11 protein-coding genes are annotated in these 16,861 nt (G+C 70.3%); 5 read left to right on the plus strand and 6 right to left on the minus strand.

Annotation, left to right across the window (positions count from 1 at the left end; translation table 11 throughout):
• Nucleotides 1-62: 62 nt before the first annotated feature.
• A complete protein-coding gene (locus tag ITJ62_RS00640; protein ID WP_228497759.1) occupies nucleotides 63-1,127 on the plus strand; it encodes a glycosyl transferase in 1,065 nt (354 codons plus the stop codon).
• Between the two features lie 33 nt (nucleotides 1,128-1,160).
• Here the strand turns inward: ITJ62_RS00640 and ITJ62_RS00645 are convergent, their stop codons facing one another.
• Nucleotides 1,161-2,144, minus strand: a complete 984-nt coding sequence (locus ITJ62_RS00645; RefSeq protein ID WP_194599285.1) for a glycosyltransferase family 2 protein — start codon at nucleotides 2,142-2,144, stop codon at nucleotides 1,161-1,163.
• 102 nt (nucleotides 2,145-2,246) lie between these two features.
• Between ITJ62_RS00645 and ITJ62_RS00650 the strand changes: the two genes are divergently transcribed.
• Both ITJ62_RS00650 and ITJ62_RS00655 read left to right on the plus strand, forming a co-directional pair.
• Nucleotides 2,247-3,788: a lipopolysaccharide biosynthesis protein gene (locus ITJ62_RS00650; protein WP_194599286.1), complete on the plus strand. Its 1,542-nt coding sequence runs from the start codon at nucleotides 2,247-2,249 to the stop codon at nucleotides 3,786-3,788.
• Complete coding sequence (locus ITJ62_RS00655) at nucleotides 3,785-4,738, plus strand: glycosyltransferase family 2 protein (protein ID WP_194599287.1); 954 nt, start codon at nucleotides 3,785-3,787, stop codon at nucleotides 4,736-4,738. Before ITJ62_RS00650 ends, ITJ62_RS00655 begins: the two co-directional genes overlap by 4 nt.
• 183 nt (nucleotides 4,739-4,921) lie before the next feature.
• On the opposite strand, the gene ITJ62_RS00660 is transcribed toward ITJ62_RS00655, so the two are convergent.
• A complete protein-coding gene (locus ITJ62_RS00660; protein ID WP_194599288.1) occupies nucleotides 4,922-10,315 on the minus strand; it encodes a PKD domain-containing protein in 5,394 nt (1,797 codons plus the stop codon).
• 256 nt (nucleotides 10,316-10,571) lie between these two features.
• Entirely contained in the window at nucleotides 10,572-11,225 is a 654-nt protein-coding gene (locus ITJ62_RS00665) for a hypothetical protein (protein ID WP_194599289.1), read from the minus strand.
• A gap of 213 nt (nucleotides 11,226-11,438) precedes the next feature.
• Here ITJ62_RS00665 and ITJ62_RS00670 point away from each other — a divergent pair, with 213 nt between their 5' ends.
• Entirely contained in the window at nucleotides 11,439-11,909 is a 471-nt protein-coding gene (locus ITJ62_RS00670) for an adenylyltransferase/cytidyltransferase family protein (protein WP_194599290.1), read from the plus strand.
• 103 nt (nucleotides 11,910-12,012) lie between these two features.
• Entirely contained in the window at nucleotides 12,013-12,735 is a 723-nt protein-coding gene (locus ITJ62_RS00675; RefSeq protein WP_194599291.1) for a polysaccharide deacetylase family protein, read from the plus strand.
• 28 nt (nucleotides 12,736-12,763) lie between these two features.
• Here the strand turns inward: ITJ62_RS00675 and pip are convergent, their stop codons facing one another.
• The 3 genes from pip to ITJ62_RS00690 form a co-directional block, all read right to left on the minus strand.
• Nucleotides 12,764-13,723, minus strand: a complete 960-nt coding sequence (gene pip / locus ITJ62_RS00680) for a prolyl aminopeptidase (RefSeq protein WP_194599292.1) — start codon at nucleotides 13,721-13,723, stop codon at nucleotides 12,764-12,766.
• A gap of 65 nt (nucleotides 13,724-13,788) precedes the next feature.
• On the minus strand, nucleotides 13,789-14,676 hold the full coding sequence (locus tag ITJ62_RS00685) for a neutral zinc metallopeptidase (protein ID WP_064294250.1): 888 nt from the start codon (nucleotides 14,674-14,676) through the stop codon (nucleotides 13,789-13,791).
• A 90-nt stretch (nucleotides 14,677-14,766) separates the two neighbouring features.
• Nucleotides 14,767-16,848, minus strand: coding sequence for an acyl-CoA dehydrogenase (locus ITJ62_RS00690; RefSeq protein ID WP_194599293.1), 2,082 nt, complete (start codon nucleotides 16,846-16,848; stop codon nucleotides 14,767-14,769).
• Nucleotides 16,849-16,861 lie beyond the last annotated feature (13 nt).

Genomic DNA, 16,861 nt, shown 5'->3' on the forward strand with positions numbered 1-16,861 from the left:
CCGATTGCGAGCCTAGCGGCGACCGTCGGCCCGCCAGTACCCCGCCTCCGGAGGCCATTCCCGTGACTCAGCACCCGAGCACCGTCACCGTCCAGCAGTCGTTCCCGGACCCCCGTCCGACCACGAACCCGTACATCGTGATGCTGCGCGACCACCTCGCCACGACGCCGGGCCTCGCGGTCCGCACGTTCTCGTGGCGCGGGGCCATCCTCGGCCGCTACGACGTCTTCCACGCACACTGGCCGGAGATCCTCGTGTCGGGTGCGTCGAAGCCGAAGCGCGCCGTCCGGCAGCTGCTCACCCTGGTGCTGCTCGCGAAGCTCGCCGTCACGAGGACGCCGATCGTCCGCACGCTCCACAACCTCCACCGGCCCTCGGGCATCTCCTGGATCGAGCACGCGCTCCTGGGCCTCTTCGAGCGCCGCACGGCCTTCGTGATCGTGCTCAACGAGCAGACGGTTCCGCCGGAGGGCGTCGGGAGCGCCGTGATCCCGCACGGTCACTACCGCGATTGGTACGCCCGCTACCCCCAGCGTGAAGCGGTCGAGGGGAGACTGAGCTACTTCGGCCTCATCCGCCGCTACAAGGGCGTCGACGGCCTCCTGCGCGCCTTCTCGGCTCTCCCGGGAGGCGACCGCAGCCTGCGCGTCGCCGGCCGCCCCTCGAGCGAGGCCCTCGCCGCGGACCTCCGGAGCCTGGCGGCCGACGACGACCGCATCGACTTGAGTCTCGAGTTCCTGAGCGACGCCGAGCTCGTGGACGTGGCCCGACAGGGCGAACTGGTCGTCCTGCCCTACCGCGAGATGCACAACTCGGGTGGAGCGCTCGCCGCGCTGTCCGTCGACCGACCCGTCCTCGTCCCGGCGAACGCGGTCAACGAGCGGCTCGCCGCCGAGGTGGGCCAGGGTTGGGTCGTGCAGTACGACGGCGACCTCGACGCGTCCGACCTCGAGCGGGCGCTCGACGCGGTCCGGGATCCGTCCCGCGGGCCGAGCCCGGACCTGTCGGCGCGCGACTGGGACCTCGCCGGCCAGCTGCACCTCGCTGCCTACCGTGCCGCGCTGGGACACGGCCGCCCCGAAGCGCCCGGTGCCCCCGTCCGGAGGGTCGGCAACCGTGCGATCTGAGCCCCGCCGTCTCGCCGAGGGCACCGCCGTCGCTCAGGCGTCGGAACGCCGGTACTCCTCGTACGAGTACCCGACCGCACCGGTGATCATGCCGGTGCCACGCGCGAGCGTCCTGACCCCCTTGGCCCGGTGGCGGAGCGAGAGGGTGACGACGCCGAGCAGCGCCCGAACCGCCCCGCCGGCCGCCCGGATCGCGCCGCGGCCGATGCAACGCGCTCTGGCGACGAGCCGACCACGCGTCGAGGACTCGAGTGCGATGGATGTCTGGCTCCAGCTGTTGCCGCTGCTGAACGCGCGGCGCACGACCCAGTCCCGCGTGCTGCGGGCCGCCGGGACGATGTCCCACACCACCGCCTCGTCGCACCAGACGAGGCGTCCGCCCGTCGCGTGCAGGGTCCGGGTGAACATGGTGTCCTCGCCGCCCGCGTGCCCGAAGGCGGTGTCGAACTCCAGCCCGATCGCCCGGACGACCCGCAGGTCGATCAGCAGGTTGTTCGTCGCGGCGACCGACACCGCGGTGCCCGTCGGGAGCCGACGGCGCGTGAAGAACTCGCCGGCTTCGATCCATGCCGACGGTTCCACCTCGAACCGCGACACGACCGGGCCGACGACCGCCACCGCCCCGCCGCGGTCGAACGTCGCGACGAGCTCGACGAGCCAGTGCTCCGTCGGCCGCTCGTCGTCGTCGATGAACACCAGCAGGTCGCTCTCGCCCGCCTCGGCGAGCGCCCGGTTGCGGGCCGCCGTGATGCCGCTCTCCGGTTCGCAACGGTACGTGAGCGTCACCGCGTCCGGCGACGGTGTCGACAGCACGGACCCCCTGGCGCTCTCGGCCGGGTCGTTGTCGACCACGAGCACCTCGACCCGCTCGAAGCGGTCGGTCACGCTCGCGGCCTGCTCCAGCAGTGCCGGGAGTGCGACGCGGAGGTCGTCCGGTCGGCGGAAGGTGAGCATGGCGACGACCAACGAGGTCGCGAGTCCGCCTCCGGTGGATCCGACCGGGGTGTCCGAGTGCATGTACTCCCTCTCCGCGGCTGAGCCGTCGATGGACCACCAGACTATTGGGTGCCCGCACGCCCCCACCGCCCCCAGCTCGGGCGTCGCGACCGCGGTGCACGCATGACCGCGGGCACGGCACCCGGGACGACGAGCGGCGACTTCGGCCGCCATGCCGCACGGGGCGCGGCCGTCACGATGGTCGGCCAGCTCACCCGGATCCTTGTCCAGGTGGTGTCGGTCGTCGTCCTCGCCCGCTTCCTCACCCCGAACGACTACGGCCTCTTCGCGATGGTCATGGCCGTGGTGGGGGTCTCGGAGATCTTCCGCGACTTCGGGCTGTCCAACGCCGCGATCCAGGCGAAGACCCTCAGCCACCGCCAGCGCGACATCCTGTTCTGGGCGAACTCGGGGATCGGCATCGCCCTCGGCGCCGTCATCTTCGGGCTCGCGTACCTCATCGCCGCCCTGTACGGGCGGCCGGAGCTGGTGCCGCTCGCGCAATTCATGGGGCTCGCGTTCCTCCTGAACGGCGTCTGCACGCAGCATCGGGCGAGCCTCAGCCGGGCCCTGCGCTTCACGACGCTCGCCGTCGTCGACGTCGCGGCCTCCGTGATCGCCCTCGCGGTCGCGATCGTGTTCGCCGTCCTCGGGGCCGGGTACTGGGCGCTCGCCTGGCAGATGGTCACCCTCTCGCTCGCGACGCTCGTGCTCGTGCTCGCGGCGTCCCGTTGGCTGCCCCGGCTGCCGAAGCGCGGCGTCGACATGCGCGGGTTCTACCGCTTCGGCTGGAATATGGTCGCCACGCAGCTCGTCGGGTACGCGGCGAACAACACGGACTCGTTCGTCATCGGCCTGCGGCTCGGCCCCGCACCGCTCGGCATCTACAGCCGCGGATTCCAGCTGCTCATGAACCCGCTCAATCAGCTCCGCGCACCGGTCACGCGCGTGGCGATCCCAGTCCTCTCGCGGATCCAGGACCAGCAGGCGCGCTTCGACTCGTACATCGTCCGTGGACAGGTCGCCCTCGGCTACACCCTCGTCGCCGGGCTCGGGCTCGTCGCCGGTGCCGCCGAGCCGATCGTCGCGCTCGGACTCGGTGAACGGTGGCTCGAGGTCGCGCCGGTGCTGCGCTTCCTCACGGTCGCCGGCGCCTTCCAGACGCTCGCCCTCGTGGGCTACTGGGTCTACGTGTCGAAAGGGCTGACCGCCCGCCTGTTCCAGTTCACCCTGATGAGCGCGGCGTTGAAGATCACCTTCGTGCTGATCGGGTCGAACTGGGGCGTGGTCGGCGTCGCCGCCGGATTCGCCCTCGAACCGGTGGTCTCGTGGCCCCTGTCACTCTGGTGGCTGAACCGTTGGGCGCCGATCCCCATCCGCACGCTCCTCCTCGGGGTGGTGCGGCTCTCCCTGCTGACTCTCTCCGCCGGAGCCGCGGCGTACGGTGCGACGGTGTTCGCGACCGCTGGCGGGACGATCCTGCAGATCCTCGCGGCGATCGTCGCCGATCTCGCGGTGTACGCCCTCGCGGCACTCCTCGTCCCGGCCGTCCGCCGGGACCTCCGGTTGGTCCTCGACATCGTCCGCGCCGCTCGACGGTCGAAGACCCCACCCGTCGTCTCATCTGAGCCGGACGGTCCTGCCGACGACGGGAGTCTCGCATGAACGCCACACCGGACCCGGCGTTCGCCGACGCCGCCGTCGTGGTCGTCAACTACGGTTCGAGCGCCCTGCTCGCCGAGCACCTGACGCGGCTGACCCGGAACGCGCCGGGACTCGTGACGGTCGTCGTGGACAATCCGACGACGTCCGCCGAGCGCTCGAGTCTGCAGTCGCTCGCCACCGCCGAGGGCTGGTACCTCGTGGAACCCCCGACCAACCTGGGGTTCGGCGCCGGAGTGAACGCCGGTATCGAGCTCGCCGTGGAATCCGGCGCGACCAGGTTCGTCATCCTCAACCCGGATGCCGAACTCCTGCCGCCGGCCGCGGCCTCCCTCTTCGCCGCCTGCTCCGCCGACCCGGCCGCGCTCGTAGCGCCGCGCATCCTGCGCCCCGACGGCAGTCTGTGGTTCGGAGGCTCCGACCTCTACCTCGACGACGGGCGCATCCGTTCCCGCCGTCGCCGTCTCGCCGATGTCCCGCTCGATCGCATCGAGCCGTGGCTCACCGGAGCCTGCCTCGCCGTCGACCTGACGTTATGGCGCCGGATCGGTGGGTTCTCGGACGAGTACTTCCTCTACTGGGAGGACGTCGACCTCTCGCACAAAGTGGTGTCCGTCGGCGGTCGCCTCCTCGTCCTGGACGAGGTCACCGCTGTGCACGCGGAGGGCGGGACGCAGGCCGCCGGACAGACCGCGTCGGGCCAGGCCAAATCCGACCTCTACTACTACTACAACATCCGGAACCGACTCGTCTTCGCCGCCCTGCACCTCTCGGAAACCGACGAGGCCGCCTGGCGACGCGCGACGGCGGCCGTCTCGCGCGAGGTGCTGCTGCAGGGCGGGCGTCGACAGTTCGTGACCCGTCCGTCGATCCTGTGGACGGCGGTGCGGGCGATCCGCGACGGTCGCCGGCTCGCCGCCCGGATCCGCTCCGGCCGTTCGCCTCGGGGCTGACCCGCACCACGCAACAGCGCCCCTGGTCGGACCAGGGGCGCTGTTGCGAGGTGCTCGTATCCCGACGGGACACCCCAGGCGACGCCCCGGAGCTGCGAACCCAGGAGGACGTCGCCGTTGGTGCGGCCGGGAGTGGGCGTCTCAGCTGCGACGGCGTCCACTCCCGACCGGGTTTCGATCAGCTCACAGGGCCGTGACCCGGTAGCCGGTGTAGTTGACCACGACCGGGCCGTTGGTGATCGTGCCGGACAGGTAGGTGTCGACACCCACCGAGCCGGGCGCCTGCAGCGCAGCGGTCGTGTCGGTGGTGCTCGCCTGCCAGTCCGGCTCCACCTGACCGTCGGCCCAGGCCTTGGCCTTGATCGCCGTCGTGCCGACACCGGACACCTGCGTGCGGATGGTGATCTTCATCCCCGGGGTGTAGGCGAGCCCGGCGAGGTTCACCGCTGTCAGAGCCGTCGAACCCTTCATGAGCTGCAGGCGCAGCACGCCGTTGGCCTGGATCCAGACCCGGGCCGCGTAGTTGTCGGCACCGACCTGGCGGCCGACGAGCGAGACGAACTGCCCGCCGCCGGTCGGCGCCTGCGCGATGGTGAACGACACGGTCGAGTCGGTGCCGGAGGACGACACCTGCGCCAGACGGGCGGTCCGCGACTGCCCGGCGCTGGCGGAGATCACGCCCGCGGTCCCGTTCACGGAGAACGAGGAGGCCGTCCCGGCGAGCGTCCACGGCCCGCCGGTCTGCGCAGCGCCCCAGCTGTTCGTCGCCGTCCGGGCGAAGGTGTCCGCCGCGACCACCACAGGGCTCGGGTCGACCGGGGGCACGACCGGCGCGGTGACCGTGACGGTCTGCGAGGTCGTGGCCGTGAGGCCGCCGTTGTCCGTGACCGTCAGGGTGACCGTGTACGTCCCGCCGGCGGCGTAGACGTGGGACGAGGTGGTGCCTGTCCCCGTCGATCCGTCTCCGTAGTCCCAGGCGACCGACGCGATCGTGCCATCAGGGTCCGTGGAGGCGGAGGCGTCCAGTGCCGCGGTCAAGCCCGAGGGGGTCGTCGTGAACGACGCCGTCGGGGCCTGGTTCACCGGGGTCGGCTGGGCCGCTCCCGGCGTCGCCGCGAGCAGGTCGTCGAAGGTGACCGTGACCGGACCGTTCGTGGTGGAACCGGACAGGTAGCTGCTGAGCCCGACGAGGCCGGCGGACTGCAGTCCCGCGGTGGCGTCGGTCGCCTGGACCTGCCAGGCGGTCGGCTCCGTCGCTCCGGCGACCCAGACCTTCGCACCGAGGGTGGTGGGCGAAGCGCCCGTCACCTGGAGCTTGACCTGCAGGGCCTGACCGGCGGTGTACGTCAGTCCGGGGACCGTGACCGCCTGGAGCGCGGTCGCCCCCTGCAGCAGCTGGATGCGGACGGCACCGTTCGATTGGATCCACACGCGCGTGGAGTAGAACGCACTGCCGACCTGTCGACCGATCACCGAGGCGTAGACGCCGCCTCCGTTGGCCACGGCCGAGGCCGTGATCTTCGCGCTCACCGTGACGTCGGTGGCGGACACCGCGTTCAGGCGGGCCGTACGCGTCCCGCCGGCGGGCAGCGACATCTTGCCGGTGCCGTTGCCGACCGAGAAGCTCGTGTTGCCGCCCGCGACGGTCCAGGCTCCGCCCGTACTGGCCGTGCCCCACGCGTTGCTCGTCGTGCGCTCGAAGGTGTCGGCCGCGTAGGTCGACGCCACCGGGATCTCGGCGACCGTGACACTCAGGGTCGTGGCCGCCGTGCCGCCGCGGTTGTCCGTCACGGTCTGGGTGACCGTGTACGTGCCGGCCGTCGCGTAGCTGTGCGTCGTCGTCGTCCCGGTACCGGTCGCTCCGTCACCGAAGTTCCAGGCCACCGAGGCGATCGTGCCGTCCGGATCCGAGGCACCCGACCCGTCGAAGCTCGCGGTGAGTCCCGTGGAGGCCGCCGTGAAGCTCGCGACCGGCAGCTGGTTCGGCGGCAGCGTCGTGACCACGTCGTGCGTCACGCTCGCCGTGGCGCCGACGTTGTCGGTTACCGTGAGACTGACCGTGAACGTCCCGGCCGTGGCGTAGCTGTGGGTCGCCGTGACACCGGTCCCCGAGGTGCCGTCACCGAAGTTCCAGGCGTACGAGGCGATCGTCCCGTCCGGGTCGGCGGAGGCCGAGGCGTCGAACGACCCGTCCAGGTTCACGACGGTCGGCGTGAACGCCGCGGTCGGGAGCTGGTTCGGAGCCACCGCGGTGACCGTCTGCTGCGCGGTGGCGGTGCCGCCCCGGTTGTCCGTCACCGTGAGGGTGACCGTGTAGGTGCCGCCGGCGGCGTAGTGGTGTGCCGCCGTGGCGCCGGTCCCGGTCTGACCGTCCCCGAAGTCCCAGGCGTAGGAGCTGATGACGCCGTCGGTGTCGGTCGACGTCGTCGCGTCCGTGGTGAGGTCGAGGTTGGCGACCGCGTTGGTGAACGCGGCGGTCGGGAGGACGTTCGGAGCCTGGCCGAGGCCGAGCTCACGGTGCTGGGCGACCTGGGCGTCGGTGAGGGGCGCGTTGTAGACGGCGACCTCGTCGATCTTGCCGTTGAAGTACGGCACCGAACCCTGCCAGGCGTTGTCGCCACCCACTCGCCAGTAGCCGGTGTAGTCCTGCGCGCCGGTCTGCGGGTTGGTCCCGACGGAGGCCCCGTCGATGTAGAGATTCATCCCGGCAGCCGACTGCTGCGCGACCACGTGGTGCCACTTGCCGTCGTTGACCGCGGCCTGCGAGGTGATCGTGTTCTCCTGGCCGGTCCAGGTGCCGAAGACGAGCTTGCCGTCGGGGCGCAGGAACACGTGCCGGTCGTACCCGCCCGATCCACCGGTCTGGTTCGACCCGAAGCCGATGACCTTGCCGCCCTGCGTCGAGGTGGTCTGGAACCAGGCCTCCATCGCGTAGCTGGTCGGGTTGGAGTAGCTCGACTGACTCGAGACACCTCCCTCGTCCCAGCCGTTGGAGGTGAACTGGGCCGCCGTGTTGTCCACACCAGAGATGGCGCCGTTCGCACCCTTGGTGACCTGACCGAAGTACAGGCCGTTCGACTCGGTCGGGCCGGCGTCGACGGCCGTGGACCCGCTCGTCTCGTTGAGGCGCCAGTAGAGCGCCGGGTCGAGGCCGAACACCGCAGCGCCGTACGCGTCGGCCGGTGCGGTCGGGACGGTGGACGTGCGGCCGGAGGCGACGTAGTGGGCGTCGACCTGCTGGCGGGTCAGGACCGTCGGGAACACGGACACGTCGTCGATGTCGCCGGAGAAGTTGCTGCTGCTCGGACCGTTAGGCCAGCCACCGAGGCTGTCACCACCGACACGCCAGTAGCCGTTGAAGACCTGACCGCTCGTGACGTCGGCCCTGGCCGCGACCTTCCGCCCGTCGACGAACAGCTGCATGCCGTTCGCTCCGAGTGAGGCTGCGACCTGGTGCCACTGGCCGTCGTTGTACGCCTTCGGGCTGGTCACGACGTTCGTCGCGCCCGTGTAGGTGCCGAAGTTCAGTCGGCCGTCGTTGCCCATGTAGATGTGACGGTCGTAGGAGGAGTTACCGGTCGCGGATCCGCCGAATCCGATGATCTTGCCGCCGGAGGTGGTCGTGGTCTTGAACCACGCCTCCGTGGTGAAGACGTTCGGGGACGGCTTCTGGACGGTGGAGGAACTGGATCCGCCCGAGAAGGTGGTGGCCGCGTTGTTCGAGGCGGCTTCCTGGCCCGCCGCTCCGCGCGTCACGCCGGTCGCCGTGAGGGTCAGGTCGTCACCCGAGGTCCAGTCGAACCCCGTGGTCCCGCTCGACTCACCCAGCGGCCACAGGGAGGTCGCGCCGTCGTTCAGCACCGACTGCTGGTAGCTGCTGATCACGCCGTCCTCGGAGACGGTGACCGCGACGTTGAGTCCCTGCTGGAAGTTGCCGTACGGGTCGGTCGCCCGGATCCGGTAGTTGTAGGACTGTCCGGGCGTCAGGCCGGTGTCGAGGAAGGACATGACCGGGCGCTTCCAGAATGTGGAGGAAGCCTGGGTCGTGTACACGGGCGAGGCCGTGACGTTGTTGCGGATCACCTGGTAGGTGAGGTCCGAGTTGTCGCGGTCGTAGTTTGCCTGCCACGAGATGCGGGCCGTCCCGCGGCTGAACGACGTGACGGCGGGCACGAAGTTGGAGCCGGTGAGTCGCGGGCCGTCCTTGTTCGGTGCGATGGATGCCTTCGCGAACCGCACGAGGCCCTGCATGCCCGTGCCGTTCACCTGGGTGAACTCACCGGCGTAGAGCACGTAGTCACCGGCGACGGTCACGTCCCAGGCGCCCTGACCGGTACCGGTGTAGCTGCCGGTGTTGATCGTCGGGAACCAGTTGAGCAGGGTCGGTGCCGGAGTGCCTGCGAAGTTGTAGTAGCCGTACGGGTCGGCGGTCAGCGTGCCGGTGGTGGCCTTGGTGAAGGCGGTCGCGCGCTGGAACCCCCAGGGGTCGGTCTGCGGGTATCCGCCGACATTGCCGCAGTAGTGTGCGTGGCTGGCCACGTAGACGACGTCGGTGTCGGCCGCGACGGAGTACGAGTCGCCATGGCAGTCCTCGACCCACTGCAGCTCGCCGCCGGCCCAGTCGGCCTTGAACGCGCCCTCGATGTTGCCGCCCTTGCCGAAGGTGTATCCGGTGCCGTAGACGCTCGTGCCGTCACTCGTGAGCGAGTTGATCGATGCCTCCTCACCACCGTTGCGGATGAGGGAGTTGATCGCCCACGGCATGGAGCTGCCGGAGGTGGTGCTCAGGGCCGCGAGCCCGTAGCCGGGGCTGTCGGAACCGTTCACCGACGTGAAGTTGCCGCCGATGACGATCTTCGAGGAGTCGGGGCTGAGCACGAGCGCCTGGACCGTTCCACCGACGACGTCGGGGGCGAGGCCGGTCAGGGCACCGTTCGAGGCGGCGAAACCGGCGACGCCGGCACGGGCCGAGCCCTGCGCGGACGTGAACTGTCCCCCGGCGTACACGGTGGTGTTGGTGGCCGTGACCGACTTGACGATCGAGTTGATCGAGGGCGCGAAGGCGGCGACCAGCGTCTGCGTGGCCACGTCGAACGCGGCGAGGCGGTAGCGCGTCGTCCCGTTGACCGCGGTGAACTGCCCACCCGCGTAGAGCTTCGAGCCGTCGGGCGAGGCGGCGAGGGAGCGCACCTGCTGGTTGAAGTTCGGTGCCCACGGGAGGAGCGCACCGGTCGACAACGTGTAGGCGAGGAAGTTGTTCCGGGTCACCGTGTTGGCGCCGGCCGCGGAACCGGCCGGGCGCGCGGTCGTGAAGGACCCCGCGACATACACCGTGTTACCGATGACGACCTGATCCCAGACCACGCCGTTGATCTGCGGCGCGGGGAGCGCGTCGGACGACACCGTGGCCGGCTGGCCGGTGGCCGGGGTGGTGTCGGCCACGGCCGGTTGCACGGCGGTCAGGGTGCCGAACAGCACGGAGGCGGCGGCGAGGCCGACGAGGGCGACGAGGCGCGCGCGCGCCGGCCGGCGCGTCCGTCGCGGGGTCGCGGGCTCGGACGACAGCAGTGTGGTCATGGGGTATCTCGCAGTCTTCTCGGGTGAAGGAGTCGGACCTCTGACGCACACGGTCGGGAGCCGTGGGCCAGCGGGGATGGTCCTTCCACGCAGTCAACCGCAAGATGGGGGACGACGATGCACCCCGTTGGGGGCAGTTGCACCCCCAGATCAGGGGTGAATTCCATCGAGATCAGTGCTGGCGGCTGACAGATCGACATATGTCTGATACCGACACGAGCCGAAATCGTCCGCCGGGAGCCCCGACGCCGCAGGGCTAGCGCGGGACGGCGCCCTCGAACACGACGGCCGGTTCGGCCGCCGCATAGTCCACCGTCACCCGCACGGTGTCACGCGCGTCCTCGGGGATGTTGAAGATGAAGGTGCCCCGCACCGTCTCGCCGGCCGCGACCTGCTCGGGGAACGCGACACCGCCTGGAGCCGCCAATTCGATCGCCGGAGTGAGGTCGGCGCCGTAGTAGGCGTTCGCGACGGCGCCCGCGAGCGAATACGCCTCGGAGCCGCTGTTGGTGAAGGCGATCGTCACGCGGATCGATGGCCCGGCCACCTCGCCGGGCTGTGACGCCTCGCCGTCGACCGCCTCCAAGGACTCGATCCGCACGCTCACCGCGTCGCCGATGGCGGCCGAGTCGTCGAACCCGATCGCGCCGGCTTCCGATCCGGCGGGGGGCAACGTGGAGCCCGGCTCAGCGGTCGGAAGCACCGTCGACGAGAAGGAGGGGGCGCTGGACGGGTCGCTCGTGGTCTGCGAGGACGGCATGCCCGGGCGAATGGTCAACCACAGCAAAACGCCGACGACCACGACGACGACGACCACGCCGACGACGATCGGCACAACGCGACGACGACCGGGTGCCCCGGGCTCGTCGCCGGTCGTCGGAACCTCGGTGCGGTCTTCTGTTTCGGCCATGTCACGCTCCAGATCGTCTCGGGAACTGTATCGCACCGGTCGGTCGACCCGTATCGGAGCTGGCACCCCTGGTCGGGTGGCACCTGAAAGTGGACTCGGCAAGCGCTGATGCCCCTCATAGGCTCGCAAGAGGCCCGATGGATGTGCCGAATGCCGGAGTCGATCCCGACGGCTCCGTGCGCACACCACCACGAGCATGCCAGGGGGCAGACCATGACGGATCGCAGTGCAGTCGGACGCGTCGGCTACGCCGCAGGGGCCTTCGACCTCTTCCACGTCGGTCACCTGAACATCCTGCGCCACGCCAAGAGCGCGTGCGACTACCTCATCGCCGGAGTCGTCTCGGATGAGCTGCTCCGCACCCGCAAGCGCATCGAGCCCGTCGTCCCGCTGACGGAGCGTCTCGAGATCGTCCGTCACATCGGCTTCGTCGACGAGGCCGTCGAGGAGACCTGGGAGGACAAGCTCCAGGCGTGGGAGGCTCTCCGCTTCGACATCTTCTTCAAGGGCGACGACTGGCGCGGGACCGCCGAGGGCCTCCGGCTCGAAGCGGAATTCGCCAAGGTCGGCGTCGAGGTCGTCTACTTCCCGTACACGATGAGCACGTCGAGCACCGCACTCCGCCGTGCACTCGCCCAGCTCGAGGAGCAGCGCGAGCTCGACACCACGCTCGTCCAGGCCTGACACCCACCGCTTCCCGCCGCTCGTTCCGCCGCCGCGGCCTCGCTCCCGTTCGCCACGGCAGCGAGGTACTGTTGGACGGATCGACTCACAGGGCGGTGGACACATGACGAAGGCTCGGCAGGCGCTGCTCGCACGCCTCACCGGTTCGCTGCCCGTCCACGGCTCGATCGTCGGTGTCGCCACCGAGGAGCGCACGGTCGTCATGACCTACGGCGACGGCCCGAGTCCCGACGGCACGCCAGGGGTCCTCGACGCCCTCGCCGAAGCCGGCGCGACCGCGACGTTCTTCGTCCTCGTCGGCCGCGCGCGGAAGCACCCCGAGCTCCTCGAACGCATCGTCGCCGGTGGTCACGAACTCGCGCTGCACGGCGACGACCACGTGCGCCTCACCGACTTCTCCGAGGAAGCGGCCTACCGGCGGACCCTCGCCGCCAAGCAGGAGCTCGAACAGCTGAGCGGCCAGCCGATCGAGTGGTTCCGGCCGCCCTACGGCGCGCAGAGCATCGAGACCTGGCAGGCCGTCAAGCGAGCCGGTCTGCAGACGGTGCTGTGGACGGCGACCGCCTGGGACGTCAAGGACGTCGGCGAGCACGAGCGCGTCGCCCACGCCGTCCGGCACTGCCACCAGGGCTCGATCCTGCTCGCCCACGACGGCTTCGCCGGCCCGGCCGACGGCGTCGACGACGGCCCGGAACCCGAGGTCGACCGCGGCGCGCTCGCAGCCGAGCTGCTGAGCGGATTCGCCCGCGAGGGCCTCGTCGGCCGGTCGCTCGGCGAGGCCCTGCGGGTGGGCAAGGCCGTCCGCCGGGCACGCTTCACGGAGTGACCGCCAGCGGCTCCGGCGACCCCGCCCCTCAGTCCTTCGCGAAGCGGTCCGTCGCGTCGATGAGCGCCGACAGGATGCCCGGCTCGTCGAAGGCGTGGCCCGCGTCGGGGACGATCGTGAAGTCCGCCTCCGGCCACGCCCGGTGCAGGTCCCAGGCGGTGAAGACCGGGGTGCACATGTCGTAGCGGCCCTGGACGATCACGCCGGGCACTCCGGCGAGCTTGCCGGCGTCGCGGATGAGCTGCTCGGGTTCGAACCAGCCCTTGTTCGTGAAGAAGTGGTTCTCGATGCGCGCGAACGCCACCGCGAAGTGCGGGTCGGTGAACCGCGCGACGGTCTCCTCCTGCGGCAACAGGGTGATGGTCGACGACTCCCACCGCGACCAGGCGACGGCCGCCGGCCCGTGGACGGCTGGGTCCTCGTCGAACAGGCGACGGTGGTAGGCCTCGATGAGGTGGCGGCGCTCGTCGACCGGGATCGGCTCGAGGTAGCCCTCCCACAGGTCGGGGAAGACCGCGGAGGCACCACCCTCGTAGAACCAGTCGAGTTCGGCGTCGCGCAGGGTGAAGATACCCCGGAGCACGAGCTCGGTGACGCGCTTCGTGTGCTTCTGCGCGTACGCGAGTGCGAGCGTCGAGCCCCAGGACCCGCCGAACACCATCCAGCGCTTGATCTTCAGCGCCTTCCGGAGCACCTCGAGGTCGGCGACGAGGTGCCAGGTGGTGTTCGTCGACAGGTCGGCGGCCGGATCGCTCGCGTGCGGGGTGCTCTTGCCGCAGCCGCGCTGGTCGACGAGGACGATGCGGTACCGCTTCGGGTCGAAGAGCCGGCGGTGGATGGGACTCGTCGCGCCACCCGGGCCACCGTGGAGGAACACGACGGGCTTGCCGTCGGGGTTTCCGGAGGTCTCCCAGTACAGCGACTGCCCGTCGCCGACGTCGAGCATGCCGGTCTCGTACGGCTCGATCTCGGGATACGGCTCACCCATACGGTCCACTTCCTCCTGTGTTCACGACACGTGTCTCATCTAGCATGCCGCACCCGGCCCGCCGGTCAGAGCTGGTCGGCCGACACCGAGAAGGTGTCGCACGCGGACGGACCGGACTGGTAGCCGGTCATGAACCAGCGCTGCCGCTGCTCGGCGGAGCCGTGGGTCCACGCCTCGGGGTTCACCTGGCCGGTCGCGGCCTCCTGGATGCGGTCGTCACCGACGGCCGCCGCAGCGCTCAGGGCGTCATCGATCTCCTGCTGGGTCACGGGCTTCAGGAAGGCGACCCCCTTCGCGTCCTCGGTGTCGGACGCCGCGGCCACCCATGCGCCGGCGAAGCAGTCGGCCTGGACCTCGATGCGCACGGAGTCGGAGGCCGGACCCGTACCGCTGCGGTCGGCGCGGTCCATGATGCCGGTGAGCGCCTGGATGTGGTGCCCCCACTCGTGGGCGACGACGTACATCTCGGCGAGCGGTCCGCCCGAGGCGCCGAAGCGGTCGCGCAGTTCGGCGTAGAAGCTGGTGTCGATGTAGATGGTCTGGTCCGGCGGGCAGTAGAACGGGCCGGTGGCACTCGTCGCCGCGCCGCAGCCCGTGTTCGTCTGCTGGTCGAAGATGATGAAGTCGGCCGGCGAGGTGTAGTCGGCGCCGAGCGCGGGCAGCTCCTCCGCCCAGTAGGCGTCGAGCGACGAGTAGGCACCGCCCATGCGGCAGTCGACGCTCGCATTCGCGTCGGCACCGGTCTGGCACTCGTCGGAGAGCTGGCTCTCCTCCTGCTGGCCCCCGCCGACGCCCGCGCCGCCGAGGATGCCCGACACGTCGACCCCGAGGAACTGCGAGATGAGGGCGATCACGATGACGCCGACCGCGCCGCCACCGACGGCGATGCCGGTCGTGCGGCCCCGTCGCTTGACCTTGTTCCCGCTGATGTCGGCGTTGTCGTTGAACGTCATGTCGGCACCCTATCGCGCAGCGCGAGGTGAGGCATATCGTCGCCGGACCCTTGCGCCGACGACGATATGCCTCCCGTCAACCGGCTGTGATCAGCGAGACTTCTTGGACAGCGTCTTCTCGTCGACCGGCGCCTCGCCCGAGGCACGGAGCTCGGCGAAGTAGTCGGCGGCCTCCTGCTGGCGCTGCGCCTCCTGGCCGGTCGCGATGGGTGCGCGCACATGCTCGGGTGCGAAGCCGAACGCCTCGACGAGGTCGAGGGCGTGCGGACGCAACCGGGCGATGAGACGGTCGACGTACGCGCTGACGGCCTGGCCGCGCTGCGGGGAGAGGCGCCCGTGGATGAGGTACCAGGCGAGGTGCTTCTCGATGAGCGAGAGCCCGAAGAGGTCGTGCACCCAGGTCAGTACCTGCTTGGTGCCGGGGTCCTGGATCTGCTCGACGCCCTCGGTGAACGCCTCCCACTGCAGAAGCTCGCCGTGGGCGCGTGCCGCCTCGATGAGTTCGTTCTGGTGTGCGTTGAACAGGTCGGACGCGGCCTGCTTCGAGAGCTTGTTCGCGCCGCGCAGCTTCGTCGCGACCTCGGCGATCATCGACTCGACGCGCTCGGTCAGCAGCTCGCGCTGGACGTTCGTGTCGCGCAGCTGGCTCACCGAGCGTGCGGTGGACCCGAAGTCCTTCACGGTCTGCGCGAGGCTCCGGAGTCCGCTGCTGTGCACGGCGCGGTCGGTCGCCTGCTCGACGACGTAGCGGGCGAGCGCACCGGCGTCGACCTTCGCGAACTTCCGGCTGTAGTCGGTGAGTAGGCGCTTGGCGACGAGTTGCAGCAGCACGTTGTTGTCGCCCTCGAACGTCGCGTAGACGTCGAGGTCGGCGCGCAGGCCGGTGAGGCGGTTCTCCGCGAGGAAGCCGTTGCCACCGCACGCCTCGCGCGCCTCCTGGAGCGTGTCGAGCGCGTGCCAGGTCGACAGCGGCTTGAGGGCAGCCGCGAGCGTCTCGAGGTCCTGACGGTCGTCGTCCGAATCGGCCTTGCCGCTGAACACCTCGTCGAACTTCACGAGCAGCCGGTCGTGGGCGAAGATCTGCGCGTACGTCGTCGCGAGGCGCGGCAGGAGCCGGCGCTGGTGGCGCTGGTAGTCGAGGATGACCTCCTCCTGGGTGTCGCTGCCCGCGTTGAACTGCCGACGCTCACTGCCGTAGGTGATCGCGATCTGCAGGGCGAGGGCGGAGGCCGACGTCGCTGCTCCGTCGAGGGACACCCGGCCCTGGACGAGCGTGCCGAGCATGGTGAAGAAGCGTCGCCCGGGGCTCTTGATGGGAGAGGAGTAGGTGCCGTCCTCGGCGACGTCGCCGTAGCGGTTGAGGAGGTTGGTGCGCGGCACGCGGACGCCGGTGAAGTGCAGCCGGCCGTTGTCGATGCCGTTGAGCCCACCCTTCAGGCCGTCGTCCTCGCCGCCGATCCCGGGGAGGAAGGCTCCCTCGTCGTCGCGGATGGGCACGTAGAAGCAGTGGACGCCGTGGTTCACGCCGTTCGTGATGAGCTGCGCGAACAGGGTCGCGGCCTTGCCGTGCACGGCCGCGTTGCCGAGGTAGTCCTTCCACGCCGCGCGGAACGGGGTGTCGATGACGAACTCCTGGGTCTCCGGGTCGTACGTCGCGGTGGTCGCGATCGAGGCGACGTCGGAGCCGTGACCGGACTCCGTCATCGCGAAGGCACCGGGGACGTCGAGGTTCATCGCGCCGGGCAGGAACGCGTCGTGGTGCGGCTCGGTGCCGAGGTGCAGGATCGCCGCACCGAAGAGGCCCCACTGGACACCGGACTTGATCTGGAGGGACGGGTCGGCGAGGACGAGCTCCTCGAACCCGGCGATGTTCCCGCCGTGGTCGTCGGCGCCGCCGAGGCGCGTCGGGAACGCCTTGAGTACCTGGCCGTTCTCGACGAGGAGCTTGAGCTGGTGGAAGACGCGGTCGCGGTGGTCGTCCATCGACTGGCCCTCGATGCGCTGCATCTCCGGCTTGGCTGCCAGTGCGCGCGAGGCGACACGGGCCTCCGGCCAGGTGCCGAGCAGCTGGTGCGCGAGCGCGGGGACGTCGATCCGCGCGTCGGACGGCGCCACCTCGACCGTCGCTGCCGTGGTACCGCTGACGCTCGTCCGGATCGCTGTGTCGACCATCGCTGTGTCCTGC

Source organism: Plantibacter sp. VKM Ac-2876, from assembly GCF_015350715.1.
GTDB classification, from domain to species: Bacteria; Actinomycetota; Actinomycetes; order Actinomycetales; family Microbacteriaceae; genus Plantibacter; species Plantibacter auratus.